Below are 17,287 nucleotides of genomic sequence, written 5' to 3' on the forward strand. Positions count from 1 at the left end.
ACGAAATGCGCAACATCCCTGTCCCTAGCGTCCCTGTGGCGCAAGGGGCGCGCTTGACCTGAAGTAGACTTCAGCTTTTACAGATCACTCCGGAACAGAATCGACAGCAGGAGATTTCCGGACATGAAAGTATTGATACTCGGTGGCACCGGTACCATCGGCACCGCCGTCACCCAGGATTTATGCCGCAAGGGCCATCAGGTGATCGGCCTCAGCCGCTCCAATGCCGCAGACCGCACGCTGCGCGGAATGGGCGCCGAACCGCTGCGCGGGGATCTGCGCCAGCCCGACACGTGGGCGCGGCAGGTGCAGGCCGTGGATGCCGTGATCCAGCTCGCCGCGACCTTTGACGCCGACATGGCAGAGGCCGACACCACCACGGTCGATGCGCTGCTGCGTCAGGCGGCGCTGCGGGCAACGCCGCTACGGCTTCTGTATACTGGCGGCTGTTGGCTCTACGGCGCGACCGGGCAGCGCGTCGCGGATGAGACCAGCCCGTTGCATCCGATCAAACCCTTTGCGTGGATGCAGCAGAACGCCGCCCGCATCCTGGCCGCGCCCGGGATATCGGCCGCGGTGATCCACCCCGGCATGGTCTATCATCAGGGCGGCGGCGCCTTCGCCGATTTCCTCGCTGCGGCGCGCGCGGCCCGACCGTTCGAGATTTGGGGCAGCATCCGCACCCGCTGGCCGCTGGTACAGCGCGACGACCTCGCACGCGCCTACCGCCTGCTGCTGGAACGGCCAGAGCTGACCGGCCATTTCAATGCCGGCGCCGAAACCGGCGTGCCGTTGGCCGAGGTGACGGAGGAAATCGCCCGCCGCCACGACCATCCGGGCGATTACGTGGTGCGGACGCTGAAACATGTGCTGTTTGCGTATGGCGACTGGGCCGAGGGGCCGACGCTGGACCAGCAGATGGCCTCCGAGAAGCTGCGCCGCACGACAGGCTGGCAGCCGCGTGTGCCCGATTTCCGCGCGGCCGCCTTCTGATCCCGTCCCCCCTGCCCGTTAGCCAGCGCAAGCCGCAAACGGCAAAAAGGCAGGCCATATGGCCTGCCTTTTCTCACGGTGCGGCACCTAAGGGGGAGGAGAACCGGCGCCGACGCCCGTGGTCGTCTTGCGACAACAGCCGCTTATTTGGCTGCGGTCGACGCTTTCTTGGCGGCGCTGGACACCTCGGCGGTGGCCTTCTTGACAGCAGCAGAGGCTTCCTCAGTCATGTCCTTGCCGGTTGCCATCATCAGCTCGACCGTGTCCATCTGCACTTTCTTTGCCACTTCGGCAAAGGCGGCCATGTTCTCGGCAGCCACTTCAGCAGAGGCCGACGCGAAGTCGGTCGCCACTTTGGCATAATCGGCAGGCTCTGCCTGGACCTTGGACGCGTCGCCCAGCTTGGCCAGGGTTTCCTTGGTCCACTTGTTGGAGATCTCGGCGGATTTACCAGCCGCGTCCAGCGCAACGGCGGACAGTTTCTCGTTCAGGGCGGCGGTGTTCTTGAACATGTCTTCCATCGCCTTGGTGTCGACGGGGAATGCGCCCATGAAGTCTTTCATCATCGCGGTAAAATCTTGGGTCTTTGCCATTGTTCTAATTCCTCAGAAAGTTGCGGCAGGACCATCCTGCACTCTTTAGCATGACCTGAATATCGTTTCTGCACCGCAGCATTTCAAGATTTTTCTTGCTGCAATGCAGAAAAAAATTGCGAACCCCCTGAAATCAACGGTTTGCCTTTACCCGCACATAGGTCCCCGGCGCCGGAGCCAGCGGCTCGACCCCCGACTCGCCAACTTTGCGGGCGGGCACCTGCTCGCCGGAGCGGGACTTCAGCCAGTCGTGCCAGCGCGGCCACCAGGAACCTGCGTGGAACTCGGCGTTCTGCATCCAGGCCGCGCTGTCCCCCTTCAGGTCACTGTTGGTGTAATGCCCGTACTTCTTCTTGCTCGGCGGGTTGACGATCCCCGCAATATGACCTGACTGCGACACCACGAAGGTCTTGCTGCGCGATCCCATCTGCTGCACGCCGCGATAGCAATCCTTCCAGCGGGCGATATGGTCCGTTTCGCAGGTGATCGCCATCAGCGGCACCTCGACGTCGCGCAAGTGCAGCCGGTGCCCGAGCAGGTCGAACCCATCGGCGGCAAATTCGTTACGCTGGCACAGGCCGCGCAGATACTGCATAGCCATGCGTCCCGGCAGGTTGGCCCCATCACCGTTCCAATACAGCAGATCAAAGGCGGGCGGGGTTTCGCCCATCATGTAGCTTTTCACGGCCGGCCCGTAAACCAAGTCCTTTGAGCGCAGGAAGGACATGGTGCGCCCGACCACCCAGGCCCGCAGCAGCCCGTCCTCGGCCACCTGCGCCTCGATCCCGTCAACGAAATCATCCTGCAGGAACGGAGTGAACTCCCCCTGATCGCCGAAATCCGTCAGCGTCGTGAAAAAGGTCGCCGACTTCACCGACGTGTCCCCGCGCTGTTTCAGCAGCGACAGGGTCAGCGCCAGCGTGGTGCCCGCAATGCAATAGCCCACCGCATTCACCTGGCTGACGTCGCAAATCTCCTTGGCGGTTTCAATCGCGGTCAGGAACCCCTCCTGGATGTAGTCCTCCATCCCCACCTCGGCGTGGCTTTCATCCGCGTTGACCCAAGAGACCACAAACAGCGTGTAGCCCTGCTCAACCACCCATTTGATCAGGCTGTTCTGCGCCTTCAGATCCAGGATGTAGAATTTGTTGATCCATGGCGGGAACAGCACGATCGGCGTTTCATGCACAGTTTCGGTGCTGGGTGTGTACTGGATCAGCTCCATCATCCGGTTGCGATAGACAACCTCTCCCGGTGTGGTCGCGATATTGCCGCCCAGCTCGAAGGCGCTCTCATCCGCCAGTCGCACCACCAGCTCGCCGTTATTGGCCTCCAGGTCGCTGACAAGGTTCTCCAACCCGTCGATCAGCGATTGCCCCTCGGTCGCCACCGCCTTCTCCAGCGCGTCGGGGTTGGTGGGCAGGAAATTGGTCGGCGCCATCATCTCGATGATCTGGTCCGAGAAATAGGCCAGGCGCTGCTTGTCGGTCTCGTCCAGATCGGCTGCGTCCCGCACCGCGGCGCGGATGGTTTCGGCGTTGGTCAGATACTGTTGCTTGACGAAATTGAAATAGGGGTTGCTGTCCCACAGCGGGTTGGCAAAGCGTCGATCGCCACCCTTGTCCTGCGCATCGTCGCCCTCCGCCGCGCCGCTCAGCGCCTGCTGGGCCTCTGCAAAATTCATCACCGATTTGCCCCAATAGGCGATCTGCTGCTCCACCAGTTTGGCCGGGTTTTGCATGATTTCTGACCAATAGGCGCTTGCTGCACGTGCATAAAGCTCCTGATTCGGACCGTCCAATGCCGGGTTGCGCGGCGCCTTTTGCGCCATGACATCCGCCAGACGCTTGCTCAACTCCTCCACACGGGCCATATTTTTTTGTATCTTTTCAATACTCTCAGAATTGGCCGCTGCGGAAAATTCGTCACCAGTTGTCATGTATATGAATCCCTCATAGGCTTTCTGCTATGCAGAATAAGCATCTGCACATCTTGGGGCAAAGCGGCGAAAAGTCCGGCGTTCCAGTATGTACAGATCCCGACGCCAGGGCAGAGCCGAAGGAGCCCCGCATGCGCTACATGATGACCTACGACCTTATGGAAACCGTCCGAAACACCAACCAATGGCTGGGCGCGACCGCCCTCTCCATGGCATCCTACCCTGTCTTCTCCGCCTTGCCAAATCCTGCGCTCAGCTGGATGGCCGCCTGGGGCGAAGTGACCGAACGCACCTACCAGCGTATGGTTGTGAAACCCGATTGGGGCATCCGCACCTTCACCTGCGAGGACGGCAAGGACCATCTGGTCGACATTGCCACCGTGGTTGAACGCCCGTTCGGCGACCTGATCCACTTCAAGGTCAATGACCGCGAGGAACAGCCCCGCAAGGTGCTGCTGGTTGCCCCGATGTCCGGCCATTACGCGACCCTCCTGCGCTCCACCGTGCAGAGCCTGCTCGTCAACTGTGAAGTCTATGTGACGGACTGGCACAATGCCCGCGACATTCCTGTTTCCGCTGGGAAATTCGACGTCGAGGATTACACGCTCTACCTCGCCGACTTCATGCGCGAACTGGGCCCGGCGTGCCACGTGATCGCGGTCTGCCAGCCCGCGCCGCTCGCCCTTGCTGCCACCGCCTATCTGGCCGAGCAGGACCCCAAGGCGCAGCCCTCTTCGCTGACGCTGATCGGCGGGCCGGTGGATCCGGACGCGAGTCCCACCGAGGTCACCGACTTCGGCCGCCGCGTTACCATGGGCCAGCTTGAGGAGACGATGATCCAGCGCGTCGGCTTCAAGCACAAGGGCGTCGGCCGCATGGTCTACCCGGGCCTTTTGCAGCTCGCCTCCTTCATGTCGATGAACGGCGAGCGCCACTCCAAGGCCTTCATGGATCAGATCCAGCGGGTGTCGCGCGGCGAGGCTTCGGACCATGACGCCCACAACCGGTTCTATGACGAATATCTGGCGGTCATGGACATGACGGCCGAATTCTACCTGTCGACGGTCGAGCGGGTGTTCAAGAACCGCGAGATCGCGCGCAATGAATTTGTGGTCAACGGCCACAAGGTGGACATCGGCAAGATCACCGATGTGGCGGTTAAAACCGTCGAAGGCTCCAATGACGACATCTCCGCCCCCGGCCAATGCGTCGCGGCGCTGGATCTGTGCACCGGTCTGCCGGACAGCAAGAAAGCCAGCCATGTGGAGCCGGGCGCAGGGCATTACGGCATTTTTGCGGGCCGCAGCTGGCGCGACAACATCCGCCCGCTTGTGATTGATTTCATGACGGAAAACAGTCGCCACCCGGTTGCGCCCAACACCTCGCGCAAGCCCGCGCGCAAGGCCGTCCCCGCCTGAGCTGATGGCGTCGGCGCAACAGCTCTCCTGCCGGTGCGGAGCCGTGCAGGGCACCGTGTCGGAGGCCGGTATCAAAACCGGCCTCCGCCTGGTGTGCCACTGCGCCGACTGCCGCGCGAATGAGCTGTACCATGGCCAGCCAGATCCGGCGCCCGAACCGGTGGAGCTGTTCCAGCTCACCCCTGACAGTCTCACCCTTACCAGTGGTACCGAACATCTGAAGGCGATCCGACTGGGCCCGCGTGGCCCATTACGCTGGTACGCCGCCTGCTGCGGCACGCCTTTTGCCAATACGCTGGCCCGGCCGGGGCTTCCGTTTGCGGCCCTGCGCGCCAATCTGTTTCAGGACGCATCCGCCCTTGGCAAGATCCGCGCCCGCGCCTTCATACCAGCCACCGCCCCCGGCAAGCCGCCGCAGACCAAGGGCGGCGCCGTCATGGCTTGGGGGATCCTCAGCCGCATGATCGCAGCGCGCCTATCCGGGCGTTGGCGGCATACGCCGTTCTTTGACAGCGCCACCGGTCAGCCCGTGGCCACGCCAGAGCAGATCAGCAAGACGCGCCGCGCGCAGCTCTACCCATAGACCCACCCCCGGACGGTGCAATCCCAGATGGCGAGGTCCCGGATGGCGCAACTCCTGTCGCTGCCGCCGGGGGTGCTGCGACCTCAGCCGAGGGCAACGCCAGCCAATGCAGCAGCGCCCGGTTCACCGCGGCGGGTTGCTCCAGCACCGGCAGATGGCCCGCCTCCGCAATCACCTCCAGCCGCGCATTCGGCAACATCTGCGCCAGCAGCTCATGCTTGCAGACCGGAGTCAGACTGTCCTCGGCGCCGCACAGTGCCAGCGCAGGCACCTGCACCCGCCGCAGGACCGCCTGCTGATCCGGCCTGCGCTGCATCGCACGCGCCTGCGCGACAAAAAGGTCCGGCCCCAACTCCTGCCCCATCCGACACCATCGGTTGTGAACCTCCAGCCGCCGCGGTCCCGGCGCCAAGGCCTCCAGCGGCAATACCTCGGGCAACACATCCGCCAGCCGCCCGGCACGCGCCGCAACAATATGGGGCTCGCGGTCGGCCGCTTGCGCAGGGGTATCCGCCAAAGGGCTCACCGCCATCAGGCACAGGCGGCTGATCCGCTCCGGCGCGCGGCGGATCAGCTCCAGCGCCAGCACGCCGCCCATGCCATAGCCCGCCAACGCAAAGCGCGGCGGCAAGTGCATCAGCATCCGCGCCGCGATCGTTTCGACCGTGTCGCCGCCCGCCAGCGGCACCACCATCACCGGCATGCTGCCAGAGAACGTCCTGATCAGATCCTCAAAGATCCGGCCATCGCACATCATCCCCGGCAGCAGAACCAAAGGTTCGCGGCACGGCTGCTGATTGTCAGGCATCCTCTGCCCTCGCGGTTTGCCCGTCCACCTGTCCCATCATCCTGTGCAGCCGCCTCCTGCGGGTCAACTCAAACCGGTTTTGCCACACCGGTTTTCTCGCACATGCCGCTCTGCGGCCACGCTCAATACCCGTTCCAACGAAACGCGCCCTCTGGCGACAGGGCGGAAAACGGGTTGAAGGCAATCTCCCACAGATGCCCTTCGGGACAGCGGAAATAGCCATGATGCCCGCCCCAGAACACATCCTGCGCCGGCTTCAAAATCTCCGCCCCCGCCGCCTCGGCGGCGGCCAGCAGCTGCGCCACTTCCTCCTTGGACCGGGTGTTGTGGCTCAGCGACACCGCCCCGGTGCCCAGCGTGTCTTCGGCCAAGCCGATGTCTTCGGCCAGCGCCGACAGCGGATACAGCCCCAATGTCTGCGAAATAAGGTCAAAGGCAATCACCCCGTCCGGACTCTGCGCCCGCTGCCAGCCCAGCGCTTCATAGAAGGCCGCCGCCCGCTCCATGTCCCGCACACCCAGTGTAATCAGACTCACCCGCTGTTCCATCATGCCCCCTTTCCATAACTCGGTCGTACCGGTGGCATTGCCGCGCTCAGGCGGCGCCCAGCACATCCAGCACTGCGTCCTCGATCATCTTCAGGCATGGCCCGTCCGAGAACCGGTGGTCGGCATCCTTGACCAGGTTCAGCCGCATGTCCGGGCAGGTCGCATGCGCCATCAACCGCAGCGCGGTCTCGGTCGATACGGCCGTGTCGGCAGTGCCTTGCAGGCAGCGCACCTTGAACGGCAGGAACAGCGGCGAGCGCAGCACCAGATGCTTGCGCCCGTCCTCGATCATCCGCTTGGAGATATGATAGGGCTCCATGTAGTCGCTCGGCAGCTCGACATAGCCGCGGCTGTCCAGCTCCGCCTTCTGTGCGTCGCTGAAATTGGCCCAATAGCCATCCTCGGTGAAATCCGGCGCGGCGGCAATGGTCACCATGCCCTTGATCCGCTCCGGGATCTCCCGCGCCAGCAGCAGCGCCTGCCACCCCCCCATGGAGGAGCCAACCGGCACGATCTCGCCCTCTGTCAGCTCCTGCACCGCCGCCAAGGTGTCCGCATGCCAGTCGCCGATACAGCCTTCCTCAAAAGTGCCCGAGCTTTCGCCATGACCGGAATAGTCGAACCGCAAAAACGCCTGCCCGCGCGCCTTGGCCCAGGCCTCCAGATGCACCGCCTTGGTGCCTTCCATATCGGACTTCAACCCGCCCAGAAACACCACGCACGGCCCCTGCCCCTCGCTCTTGTGATAGGCAATCCGGCGTCCCTGCGCGGTCTCGAGAAAGTCTGTGGCGGGCATGTCTGTGATCTCCTGTCGCTTTGCCAAGATGTGGCACGCCAGCGCCTGCGCGGCAAGCGGCACGACGCATGGCTTGCATGCCCCCCGCCGCCCTCCTTATGGTCCGCGCAAAATCGCACAAGGGATCAGGGGCATGTTCAGGATCATCAAGGCCACCGCGCTTGCCGCCGTTGCGCTCGCCGTGGCGCTGGCCACCATCTGGGCGGCGCTGGCGCTGTGGTACCGGCTGCCGCTGGACAGCCTGCCGCGCGGGCTGCTGGCGGGCGGCTTTGCACTGCTGGGGCTGGCGGTGATAATCGGCCTGTTCCGCCGCGCCGCCCTGCGGGGGCTGACCACCTTCACGCTGGCGCTGGCCGCGGTGATCCTGTGGTGGTCCAGCCTCACCCCGCCCGCAACCGGCGACTGGGCGCCGGACGTCGCCCGCCAGGTCACCGGCACGTTGGAGGGCGACCAGCTGACCCTCACAGGCGTGCGCAACTTCACATGGCAGACCCCCACAGATTTCACCGAATCCTGGGAGACCCGCACCTATGATCTCAGCCGGATCGAGACCGTCGATCTGTTCATGTCCTATTGGGCCGGGCCGCAGATGGCCCATATGATCGTCAGCTTCGGCTTTGAAAGTGGCGACCATGTCGCCTGGTCGGCCGAGGTGCGCCGCCAGCAGGGCGGCGGCTTCTCGCCGGTGGCCGATCTGTTCAAATCAAACACCCTGGTGCTGATCGCCGCGGATGAACGCGACGTGGTCGCCACCCGAACCAACGCCCGTGGCGAAAACGTTCAGCTGTTCCGCATCAACGTCAGCCCCGACACCGCGCGCACCCTGCTGCTGGAATATGTCGCTGCCGCCAACGCGCTGGCCGCGCAGCCGCAATGGTACAACTCGCTGACCACCAACTGCACCTCCGTGGTGATGGCGCTGATCCGCCAGTTCGCCGACGACGTGCCGCTGGACTGGCGGCTGCTGGCGAACGGATACCTGCCCGACTACGCCTGGGAACAGGGCGTGCTGCACCAAGGCCACGACATCGACGATCTGCGCGCGCTCGGCAGCATCACCCCGATTGCCCAGGCCCATGGCGTCGGCCCGGACTACTCCGAAGTGATCCGCCAGGGCGTTCCCGCTCCGGCCCTGCCCGCTGCTGTGGAGCAAGCCACCAACTAAGCCCGTGTCTTTCTGGTCAGAAAATACACCGGGGGTCCAGGGGCAGCGCCCCCGGCCGTCTTGACACCCCGCGCCGCGCCTGCCAAATCGGGCGGACACCATAACCCGCAACCGGGCGTTCTGTGGGCGCCAAACCGACGAGGAGCAGCCAGCAGCATGGCCCAAGTCTCTCTTACATTCCCCGATGGCAACGCACGATCCTATGACGCAGGCATCACGCCCGCGCAGGTCGCATCGTCCATCTCCACCTCGCTGGGCAAAAAGGCGATCTCGGCCACCGTGAACGGCCAGCACTGGGATCTGCAGTGGCCGATCGACAGCGACGCCAGCATCGCCATCCATACGCTGAAGGACGAAGACCAGGCCAATGAGCTGATCCGCCACGATCTCGCCCATATCATGGCCCGCGCGGTGCAGGAAATCTGGCCCGACACCAAGGTCACCATCGGCCCGGTGATCGACAACGGCTGGTATTACGATTTCGACCGCGCCGAACCCTTCACCCCCGAAGACCTCGGCACCATCGAGAAAAAGATGAAGGACATCATCAACAAGCGTGATGAAGTCCGCACCGAGGTCTGGGACCGCGACCGCGCGATCCAGCATTACACCGACAACAACGAGCCCTACAAGGTCGAGCTGATCGAGAGCATCCCCGGCGACGAGCCGCTGCGCATGTACTGGCACGGCGACTGGCAGGATCTGTGCCGCGGCCCGCATCTTCAGCACACCGGCCAGGTGCCGGGCGACGCTTTCAAGCTGATGTCGATCGCCGGCGCCTACTGGCGCGGTGACAGCGACCGCGCCATGCTGCAACGGATCTACGGTGTGGCCTTCACCGGCAAGGAGAAGCTCAAGGCGCATCTGACCATGCTGGAGGAGGCCGCCAAGCGCGACCACCGCAAGCTGGGCCGGGAGATGAACCTGTTCCATATGCAGGAAGAGGCCCCCGGCCAGATCTTCTGGCACCCCAACGGCTGGAAGATCTACACCACCCTGCAAGACTACATGCGCCGCATGCAGGAGCGGGATGGCTACGTCGAGGTGAACACCCCGCAAGTGGTCGACCGCAAGCTGTGGGAAAAATCCGGCCACTGGGACAAGTACCAGGAAAACATGTTCATCGTGGAGGTGGACGAGGACCACGCCCGCGAAAAGGCAGTGAACGCGCTGAAACCGATGAACTGCCCCTGCCATGTGCAGGTGTTCAACCAGGGTCTCAAATCCTACCGCGATCTGCCGCTGCGCATGGCCGAATTCGGCTCCTGCGCCCGTTATGAACCCTCGGGCGCGCTGCATGGCATCATGCGGGTGCGCGGCTTTACCCAGGACGATGGCCACATCTTCTGCGCCGAGGATCAGATCACTTCTGAGACCGCCAAGTTCATCGCCTTCCTGTCCAAGGTCTATGCCGACCTCGGCTTCCACAACTGGACCATCAAGCTCTCGACCCGCCCGGAAAAGCGGATCGGCTCGGACGAGACCTGGGACCACATGGAACAGGCGCTTGGCGATGCCTGCAAGGCAGCCGGCTACGACTTCGAGGTGCTGGAGGGCGAAGGCGCTTTCTATGGTCCCAAGCTGGAGTTCACCCTGACCGACGCAATCGGCCGGAACTGGCAGTGCGGCACGCTCCAGGTGGATGCCAACCTCCCCGAACGGCTGGACGCAACCTACATCGGTCAGGACGGCGGCAAACACCGCCCCGTCATGCTGCACCGCGCCACCCTTGGTTCCTTCGAACGCTTCATCGGCATCCTGATCGAGGAACATGCCGGCAAGCTGCCGTTTTGGCTGGCGCCGCGTCAGGTGGTGGTGGCCTCCATCACCTCCGAGGCGGATGACTACGTGAATGAGGTGGTCGAGACCCTGCGCGCCGCAGGCGTGCGGGCTGAGGCCGACATCCGCAACGAGAAGATCAACTACAAGGTCCGCGAACATTCCGTGGGCAAGGTGCCGGTCATCCTTGCCGTTGGCCACCGCGAAGTCGAGGAGCGCACCGTCTCCGTTCGTCGGCTTGGCGAAAAGCGCACCAGCGTGGAGAGCCTCGAGAATGTTACAAAGGCGCTGGCGACGGAAGCCACCCCGCCTGACCTTCTGTAACATTTTCCTCCGCAAACATCCAAACGGCCCCCATCCGGGGGCCGTTTATCTTTTTGAGCCCGAAGGTTTCCAGTCTTATCAATGACTTGAGCGCGCCCATCTTCAAGACGTCCGTCACGACCTCTGACGCAGGCGTGAGACACGCCCTCGTGACTTAAATTCGTCAGAACCTCGGGTTAGAGTTTTCCTGTCACAAGACACCGGATGCAGACACCGAAAGGACTTAACCAGATGTCGAACACCGCAAAATCCCTGGCCGTCGCAAGCGCCGTCGCCGCTGCGCTGACTGCTGCTTCCACCGTGCCCGCCGCCGCCGCCACCAAGGAAAAATGCTACGGTATTTCGCTGGCCGGTGAAAATGACTGCGCCGCCGGCCCCGGCACCACCTGTGCCGGCACGTCGACCACCGATTACCAGGGCAACGCCTGGACCCTGGTTGATGCTGGCTCCTGCGAAAGCATCGATCTGCCGGCCATGGCCGACGGCACCGAGCGCAAGGGCGCGCTGGAGCCGCTGGAACGCGACCTGCCGGCATAAGCCACGCGACACTTTGGGGGCGGGTGTCGGACTTTCCCGCCCTTTTTGTATCCTGACGACGGGGAACACCATGCGTGACGCCACCGCACAGACCCACCTGCCCACCGCGCCCGGTGTTGGCTACAAACCGCAGCATTTTGCGCAGGTCATGGAGGATCCCGGCTGCGTCGCCTGGCTGGAGATCCATGCAGAGAATTACATGGGCGACGGTGGCCGCCCCCTCGCGCAGCTGCGCCATCTGTCAGAGAAATTTCCAATGTCGGTGCATGGCGTCGGCCTGTCGATCGGCGGCGAAGGACCGCTGGATGCAGACCACCTGGCGCGGCTGAAACACCTGACGGGCTGGCTGAACCCGGCCAGCTTCTCCGAGCATCTGGCCTGGTCGACCCACGACAGCCATTTTTACAATGACCTGCTGCCGCTGCCCTATACCAACAGCAGCCTGACCCGCATCTGCGACCATATCGACCAGCTACAAGACACCATCGGCCGCCGGATGCTGCTGGAAAACCCGTCCAGCTATCTCGCTTTTGCCGAAAGCACCTGGTCCGAGCCCGCATTCCTGGCCGAGATCACCCGCCGCACCGGCTGCGGGCTGCTTCTGGACGTGAACAACGTCTTTGTCTCCGCCACCAATCTCGATTTCTCGCCGCAGGGTTACATCGACGCCTTCGCGCTGGATCAGGTGGGCGAAATTCACCTCGGCGGTCACGACACGGACGCGGATGAACACGGCCAGCCCCTGCTGATCGACAGCCACGGCCGTGCGGTGGCCGATCCGGTCTGGGCCTTGCTGGATTACACGCTGGACCGCTGCGGCCCCAAAGCTGTGCTGGTTGAATGGGACACTGACGTGCCCGACTGGCCGGAGCTGGAGGCCGAAGCCGCCCGCGCCGCCACCGCGCTGGAGCGCGTCCCGGCATGACAGTCACGCAAAAGGATATCACCCGCGCCCTGCTGGATGCGACCCAGCAGGTGCCGGACGGGTTGCTGGACCAGCACGCCCGCCCCGCAGGCCGCCGCTTTGACGTCTACCGTAACAACGTCGCCGCCTCGCTGACAGAGGCGATGCACACCGCCTTTCCGGTGATTGCCAAGCTGTTGGGCAAGCAGAACATGGATGGTCTGGCGGGGCTCTACCTGCGCCGCCATCCGCCGACCTCGCCGCTGATGATGTTCTACGGCCAAGACTTCCCGGCGTTTCTGGAGGGCATGGAGCAGCTCAGCCACCTTGGCTACCTCGGCGATGTGGCCCGGCTGGAACTGGCCCTGCGTCATGCCTATCACGCCGCCGACGCAGCCCCCATCGCAGCCGATGCGTTGGCTGCGCTGTCGCCGGAGGCGCTGATGCAAACAAGGCTGACCCTGGCCCCGGCGGTGCAGATCCTGCGCTCGCCCTGGCCCGTGCACGCGATCTGGCGGTTCAACACCGAACCGGACGCGCCCAAACCCGAGCCCGAAGCGCAGGACGTTCTGATAACTCGCCCGGACTTTGACCCGGTTCCCCAGCCGCTGCCGCCCGGCGGTGTCGACTGGATTGCGGCGCTGATGTCGAGCCAGACCATCGGCACCGCGCTGGAGACGGCCACCGCCGCAAACGAAGATTTTGACCTGGGCGCAACGCTGACCCTGCTGTTGCAGGGCGCTGCGATCACGGGACTAGACCACAAAGGGTAACGCCATGCACGCACTTGTCTCCATTCACGACACATTCTTCGACCTGGTAGAGCGCACCGGGCGCTGGCTGATGCCGCTGCTCGCCCGGCTGGTCTTTGCGTCCGCACTGCTGCTCTATTTCTGGAATTCCGGGCTGACCAAACTGGGCGATGGCCTCCTCGGCCTGTTCAGCCCCTCCATCGGCGCCTACAGCCAGATCTTCCCCAAGCAGTTGGAGGCGGTGGGCTATGACGTGTCCCAGTTCGGAGCGTTGCAGAAACTGGTGGTCTTGGCAGGCACCTACGCCGAATTCATCCTGCCGCTGTTGATCGTGCTGGGGCTTGCCACCCGGTTGGCGGCCCTGGGCATGTTCGGCTTCGTGGTCGTGCAGTCGCTGACGGACGTCATCGGACACGGTGCCACCGACGCCAAGACTCTGGGTGCGATGTTTGACCGCTTTCCCGACGCAGTGATCCTGGATCAGCGACTGTTCTGGTTGTTCCTGCTGGCCTATCTGGTGGTGCGCGGTGGCGGGGCGCTGTCGCTGGACGCGCTGCTGCGCCGCCGCATGTCGCCCGCCGCAGACTGACCGGGACAGCCCCCCGCCCCTTGCCTTGCAAAGGCACCCTGCCCCGGCAGCGGTGCCTTTCCTTATGCCACTGTCAGCCCAGACCCAGCGCCGCCTGTACGGACTTGTCCCAGCCCAGATACAGCGTGCCCTCGCGCTCGATTAGCGGCCGTTTCATCAGCGTGGGATGCGTCCGCAGCAGCGCCAGCGGCTCCGCGCCACGCTCTTCCTCGCTCAAACCCCGCCATGTGGTCGAGCGCGTATTGACCAGTTTGGCGCCAAATTGCGCATGTGCCGCCTGTAGCAGCGGTTCTGGGACGCCGTCGGCACGGACATCAACCATTGTGTAATCTGGCAGCTGTTTCAGCGCCTTACGACACGTGTCACAGTTTTTCAGCCCGTAGATCTTCATTCTATCCCCCTCACGGTCGGCAAAAATCTTCAGAATTGATGGTAGAATTCATCGGTTTTTCTTGATTTTCGTCCGACCCGTGCAAAACTCTAGGTTGTTCGACCTTGTCCGCGGCATATTCTGCCGGGGCGGCCGGATGCCTTGGGAGGCCCCAAGGCAAGATGCAAACTAGAAGGAGACACGGGAAATGCCAAGCGGCACCGTGAAGTGGTTCAACACCACCAAAGGCTACGGGTTTATTGAACCTGACGGAGGCGGAAAGGATGTGTTTGTGCATATTTCCGCGGTTGAGCGGTCCGGCATGACCGGGTTGGCCGACAACATGAAAATCGCCTATGAGCTGTCCGAGGGGCGCGATGGGCGCCAGATGGCGGCAGACCTCAAAGCGCTTTGATCCAGCGGCCGCGGCCCACGCGGCCCCGGCCCCCTGAACGCGGTCCCTTGAACCCGCACGCCCAGGCACCCGGGGCAGACCAGCTGTCCGCGGCAGGGTCGCTCAGTGGCGCCCGCCCATGGACCACTGCTGGGACAACTGCTGGCCAAGGCCGCAGCCGCATCACACGGCAGCCCCTGCGCCCTGCACCAAAACCGGCCGGGGCGCACTGACAAGCGGGTGTTGCCCGCGTCAGTCGCGGCGCGGCGCCTGGCGCAGATATTCCACCATCACGCAGGCCGGATCCTGCGCGCGCAGCACCTGCTGTCCCAGCTCGCGCCACTCTTGCGCCGTGAACTCGGGGAAATAGGCGTCCGCATCGGCGACCGTCAGGTCCACCTCGGTAATCAGAAGCCGGTCCGCCAGGCCCAGCATCTCGCGGTAGATACCCTCGCCGCCGATCCCATAGATCCGCCGGTAGCCCTGCGCCTGCGCCTCCACCACGGCCGCCGCCACCGAGGGCAGCACGGTTTCCGCGGCGTCCGGGTTTGACGACACGACCAGGTTCAGCCGGTTTTTCAAAGGCTTCACCGGCAGGCTGTCCCAGGTGTTTCGCCCCATGATGAGCGCACCGCCCAGGGTTTCGCGTTGAAACGCCTTCAGATCCTCTGGCGCGAACCAGGGGATGTCATTGTCCTTGCCAATGGCCCCGTTGCGCGCCCGCGCAGCGATCAGGGTAATCATCTGCTGTCTTCCTTGTTCCTCAGACCCGTTGCCTCAGACCTGTTGTCCCAGTCGTGCTGCCTCAGACCGCAACCGGTGCCTTGATGGCTGGGTCCGGGTCATAATTCACGAACTCGAAATCCTCATACTTGAAATCGAAGATCGAGCTGACCTTTCGCTTGATCCGCAGCTGCGGCAGCGGTTTGGGCTGGCGCGACAGTTGCAGTTTCACCTGCTCCACATGGTTGGAGTAGATATGCGCGTCCCCCATGGTATGCACAAAATCGCCGGGCTCATAGCCGGTAACATGCGCCAGCATCGCCTGTAGCAGCGCATAGGAGGCAATATTGAACGGCACGCCAAGGAACATGTCGGCCGAGCGTTGATACAACTGTAGATGCAGTTTGCGACCGATGATCCGCACCTGCCACAGCGTATGGCAGGGCGGCAGCGCCATCTCCGGCACATCCGCCGGGTTCCAGGCCGATACGATCAGACGGCGGCTGTCCGGGTTCTTGCGGATCATCTCGACCAGATCGGCAATCTGGTCAACGCGGCCCGCACGGTACAAGGGTTCATCCCCGGTGGTGCCCGCCACCGGCTCCAGCCGCGGAAACGCGCGCCACTGGTGGCCATAAACCGGCCCCAGATCGCCATTCTCATCCGCCCATTCGTCCCAGATCGACACCCCATTGTCCTTCAGATAGCCAATGTTGGTGTCGCCCGACAGGAACCACAGCAGTTCATGAACGATGGAACGCAGGTGCAGCTTCTTGGTGGTCACCAGCGGAAACCCATCCGCCAGCGAATAGCGCGCCTGCATGCCAAAACAGCTGAGCGTGCCGGTGCCGGTGCGGTCGTCCGACGCCTCTCCGTGGTCCAGAATGTGGCGAAGCTGGTCCAGATATTGCTGCATGGCGGCTCCCTGTCGTGACTGCGTTTGCCTCCCCGCATAGCCTTTGCCCGGCGGCAGGCCAAGTCAAAAATCCGCACGGGAACCGGGCGACCTCCACTACATTTACGGCCACACCCTGCGGAACCAACAACATGCAGGTATCCCATCCGCCACGGTTGCAGCCGACCGGCGAAGGTTCAATTGACTTTGCCGCCCCTGCGCATGATTGTGGCACAAAACGACAAAACATATTTTGAGGTACAGGCAGATGAGGCGCTATTGGTTAGGGCTCGCGGCGGCGTCCGCGCTGTCGGCATGCAGCGGTGGCAACCCCTTTCTGGAGGACGGCACAACCACCCCGGACCCGGACACCGGCTTCACCATCCCCGAGGATTTGGCCGGGGATGTCGAAAGCGTCAGCTATGACCCCGTCAACGAGACCTTGACCGTGACTGGCGTCGGGCTGGATTCCACGCCCGTCACCGCCGAGTACACCCGCAACCCGGCGCTCGACCGGGCAGGCTATGAGGCCTATACCACCCAGCAAAACGGGCTGACCGAACATTCCACCGCCTACATTCGTCAAAGCGAAGGCGGCTATGCCACCGTGGTGATGACCGGCGGCCAGTTCGGCTACTTCCAGGGCGGCTCGAGCTATGGCAACGACGGCAGCTTTTCCGCCCCCGAGGTCAACCCCGGCGACGAAGGCATCGTCAGCTATGCCGGCACCTATGTCGGCCTGCTGAACATGGACGGCGACGGCGGCGATCTGAAGCCCGCACCGCCCGGCAGCGACCCCGCTATCATTCCTGGTCAGGCAGCCGAGGTGACTGGCAACGCCTTCATCAACGCCGACTTCTCCGACATGGTGGTGAAAGGCGGCGTGTATAACCGGGCCATCACCGATTCGCCCGCCACCACGGTTGAAAATCTCGCCTTCGAAAACGGGGCAATTGCCAGCGACGGCTCCTTCACCGGCAACGTCACGGTGGACGGTGGCGGCGTCGGTGAATACGGCGGCGTCTTCAGCGGCGCGGATGCGGCCGCCGTGGCTGGCACGCTGCATGCTACCGGCCACATCGAAGAGCTGAACGACGGCACCACCCCGATCGAGGAATTCGGCGTCTTTGTTCTGGACTCCTGCAACGGGGCCAACGCCGACCCCGCCTGCCCCTGA

19 protein-coding genes are annotated in these 17,287 nt (G+C 63.6%); 11 read left to right on the forward strand and 8 right to left on the reverse strand.

Annotated elements, in window-relative coordinates; all coding sequences use genetic code 11:
* Positions 1-123: 123 nt before the first annotated feature.
* Complete coding sequence (locus tag AC0IPL_RS04060; RefSeq protein WP_474272352.1) at positions 124-993, forward strand: NAD-dependent epimerase/dehydratase family protein; 870 nt, start codon at positions 124-126, stop codon at positions 991-993.
* Positions 994-1,136: 143 nt separating this feature from the next.
* Here AC0IPL_RS04060 and AC0IPL_RS04065 read toward each other — a convergent pair whose 3' ends face one another.
* Together AC0IPL_RS04065 and AC0IPL_RS04070 are read right to left on the reverse strand one after the other, a co-directional pair.
* Complete coding sequence (locus tag AC0IPL_RS04065) at positions 1,137-1,586, reverse strand: phasin, PhaP (RefSeq protein ID WP_474272354.1); 450 nt, start codon at positions 1,584-1,586, stop codon at positions 1,137-1,139.
* A 133-nt stretch (positions 1,587-1,719) separates the two neighbouring features.
* The gene (locus AC0IPL_RS04070) at positions 1,720-3,525 is read right to left on the reverse strand and encodes a PHA/PHB synthase family protein (protein ID WP_474272355.1); all 1,806 of its coding nucleotides are present in this window, start codon (positions 3,523-3,525) and stop codon (positions 1,720-1,722) included.
* A gap of 131 nt (positions 3,526-3,656) precedes the next feature.
* On the opposite strand from AC0IPL_RS04070, the gene phaZ reads away from it, so the two are divergent.
* Together phaZ and AC0IPL_RS04080 are read left to right on the forward strand one after the other, a co-directional pair.
* Positions 3,657-4,943: a polyhydroxyalkanoate depolymerase gene (gene phaZ, locus AC0IPL_RS04075; protein WP_474272356.1), complete on the forward strand. Its 1,287-nt coding sequence runs from the start codon at positions 3,657-3,659 to the stop codon at positions 4,941-4,943.
* 4 nt (positions 4,944-4,947) lie between these two features.
* Positions 4,948-5,526 carry a DUF6151 family protein gene (locus AC0IPL_RS04080; RefSeq protein ID WP_474272357.1) on the forward strand — a complete coding sequence of 193 codons (579 nt, stop codon included), beginning with the start codon at positions 4,948-4,950 and terminating at the stop codon, positions 5,524-5,526.
* Here AC0IPL_RS04080 and AC0IPL_RS04085 read toward each other — a convergent pair.
* The 3 genes from AC0IPL_RS04085 to AC0IPL_RS04095 form a co-directional block, all read right to left on the reverse strand.
* Positions 5,492-6,334: an alpha/beta fold hydrolase gene (locus AC0IPL_RS04085; RefSeq protein WP_474272358.1), complete on the reverse strand. Its 843-nt coding sequence runs from the start codon at positions 6,332-6,334 to the stop codon at positions 5,492-5,494. The genes AC0IPL_RS04080 and AC0IPL_RS04085 overlap by 35 nt on opposite strands.
* A gap of 122 nt (positions 6,335-6,456) precedes the next feature.
* Complete coding sequence (locus AC0IPL_RS04090; RefSeq protein ID WP_474272587.1) at positions 6,457-6,882, reverse strand: VOC family protein; 426 nt, start codon at positions 6,880-6,882, stop codon at positions 6,457-6,459.
* Between the two features lie 46 nt (positions 6,883-6,928).
* On the reverse strand, positions 6,929-7,678 hold the full coding sequence (locus AC0IPL_RS04095) for an alpha/beta hydrolase (protein ID WP_474272359.1): 750 nt from the start codon (positions 7,676-7,678) through the stop codon (positions 6,929-6,931).
* 133 nt (positions 7,679-7,811) lie between these two features.
* Between AC0IPL_RS04095 and AC0IPL_RS04100 the strand changes: the two genes are divergently transcribed.
* The 6 genes from AC0IPL_RS04100 to AC0IPL_RS04125 all read left to right on the forward strand — a co-directional run bounded on the left by AC0IPL_RS04100 (position 7,812) and on the right by AC0IPL_RS04125 (position 13,728).
* Entirely contained in the window at positions 7,812-8,843 is a 1,032-nt protein-coding gene (locus AC0IPL_RS04100; RefSeq protein WP_474272360.1) for an Lnb N-terminal periplasmic domain-containing protein, read from the forward strand.
* Positions 8,844-8,999: 156 nt separating this feature from the next.
* Complete coding sequence (thrS, locus tag AC0IPL_RS04105) at positions 9,000-10,946, forward strand: threonine--tRNA ligase (RefSeq protein WP_474272361.1); 1,947 nt, start codon at positions 9,000-9,002, stop codon at positions 10,944-10,946.
* 231 nt (positions 10,947-11,177) lie between these two features.
* Positions 11,178-11,483 (forward strand): BufA1 family periplasmic bufferin-type metallophore, encoded by a 306-nt coding sequence (locus tag AC0IPL_RS04110; RefSeq protein ID WP_474272362.1) that lies wholly within the window; start codon positions 11,178-11,180, stop codon positions 11,481-11,483.
* Between the two features lie 70 nt (positions 11,484-11,553).
* Positions 11,554-12,408 carry an MNIO family bufferin maturase gene (gene bufB, locus AC0IPL_RS04115; protein ID WP_474272364.1) on the forward strand — a complete coding sequence of 285 codons (855 nt, stop codon included), beginning with the start codon at positions 11,554-11,556 and terminating at the stop codon, positions 12,406-12,408.
* Entirely contained in the window at positions 12,405-13,160 is a 756-nt protein-coding gene (locus tag AC0IPL_RS04120) for an HvfC/BufC family peptide modification chaperone (RefSeq protein ID WP_474272366.1), read from the forward strand. The genes bufB and AC0IPL_RS04120 overlap by 4 nt, the downstream gene beginning before the upstream one ends.
* Before the next feature lie 4 nt (positions 13,161-13,164).
* Positions 13,165-13,728, forward strand: a complete 564-nt coding sequence (locus tag AC0IPL_RS04125) for a DoxX family protein (RefSeq protein WP_474272367.1) — start codon at positions 13,165-13,167, stop codon at positions 13,726-13,728.
* A 73-nt stretch (positions 13,729-13,801) separates the two neighbouring features.
* Here the strand turns inward: AC0IPL_RS04125 and AC0IPL_RS04130 are convergent, their stop codons facing one another.
* Positions 13,802-14,119 carry an ArsC/Spx/MgsR family protein gene (locus AC0IPL_RS04130; protein ID WP_474272369.1) on the reverse strand — a complete coding sequence of 106 codons (318 nt, stop codon included), beginning with the start codon at positions 14,117-14,119 and terminating at the stop codon, positions 13,802-13,804.
* Between the two features lie 187 nt (positions 14,120-14,306).
* On the opposite strand from AC0IPL_RS04130, the gene AC0IPL_RS04135 reads away from it, so the two are divergent.
* On the forward strand, positions 14,307-14,513 hold the full coding sequence (locus tag AC0IPL_RS04135; protein ID WP_474272371.1) for a cold-shock protein: 207 nt from the start codon (positions 14,307-14,309) through the stop codon (positions 14,511-14,513).
* Between the two features lie 231 nt (positions 14,514-14,744).
* On the opposite strand, the gene AC0IPL_RS04140 is transcribed toward AC0IPL_RS04135, so the two are convergent.
* Together AC0IPL_RS04140 and AC0IPL_RS04145 are read right to left on the reverse strand one after the other, a co-directional pair.
* The gene (locus tag AC0IPL_RS04140; RefSeq protein WP_474272372.1) at positions 14,745-15,236 is read right to left on the reverse strand and encodes a dihydrofolate reductase; all 492 of its coding nucleotides are present in this window, start codon (positions 15,234-15,236) and stop codon (positions 14,745-14,747) included.
* A gap of 61 nt (positions 15,237-15,297) precedes the next feature.
* Entirely contained in the window at positions 15,298-16,131 is an 834-nt protein-coding gene (locus tag AC0IPL_RS04145) for a thymidylate synthase (protein ID WP_474272373.1), read from the reverse strand.
* 247 nt (positions 16,132-16,378) lie between these two features.
* On the opposite strand from AC0IPL_RS04145, the gene AC0IPL_RS04150 reads away from it, so the two are divergent.
* On the forward strand, positions 16,379-17,287 hold the full coding sequence (locus tag AC0IPL_RS04150; RefSeq protein WP_474272375.1) for a thymidylate synthase: 909 nt from the start codon (positions 16,379-16,381) through the stop codon (positions 17,285-17,287).

It is taken from the genome of Leisingera sp. SA32 (genome assembly GCF_056033425.1).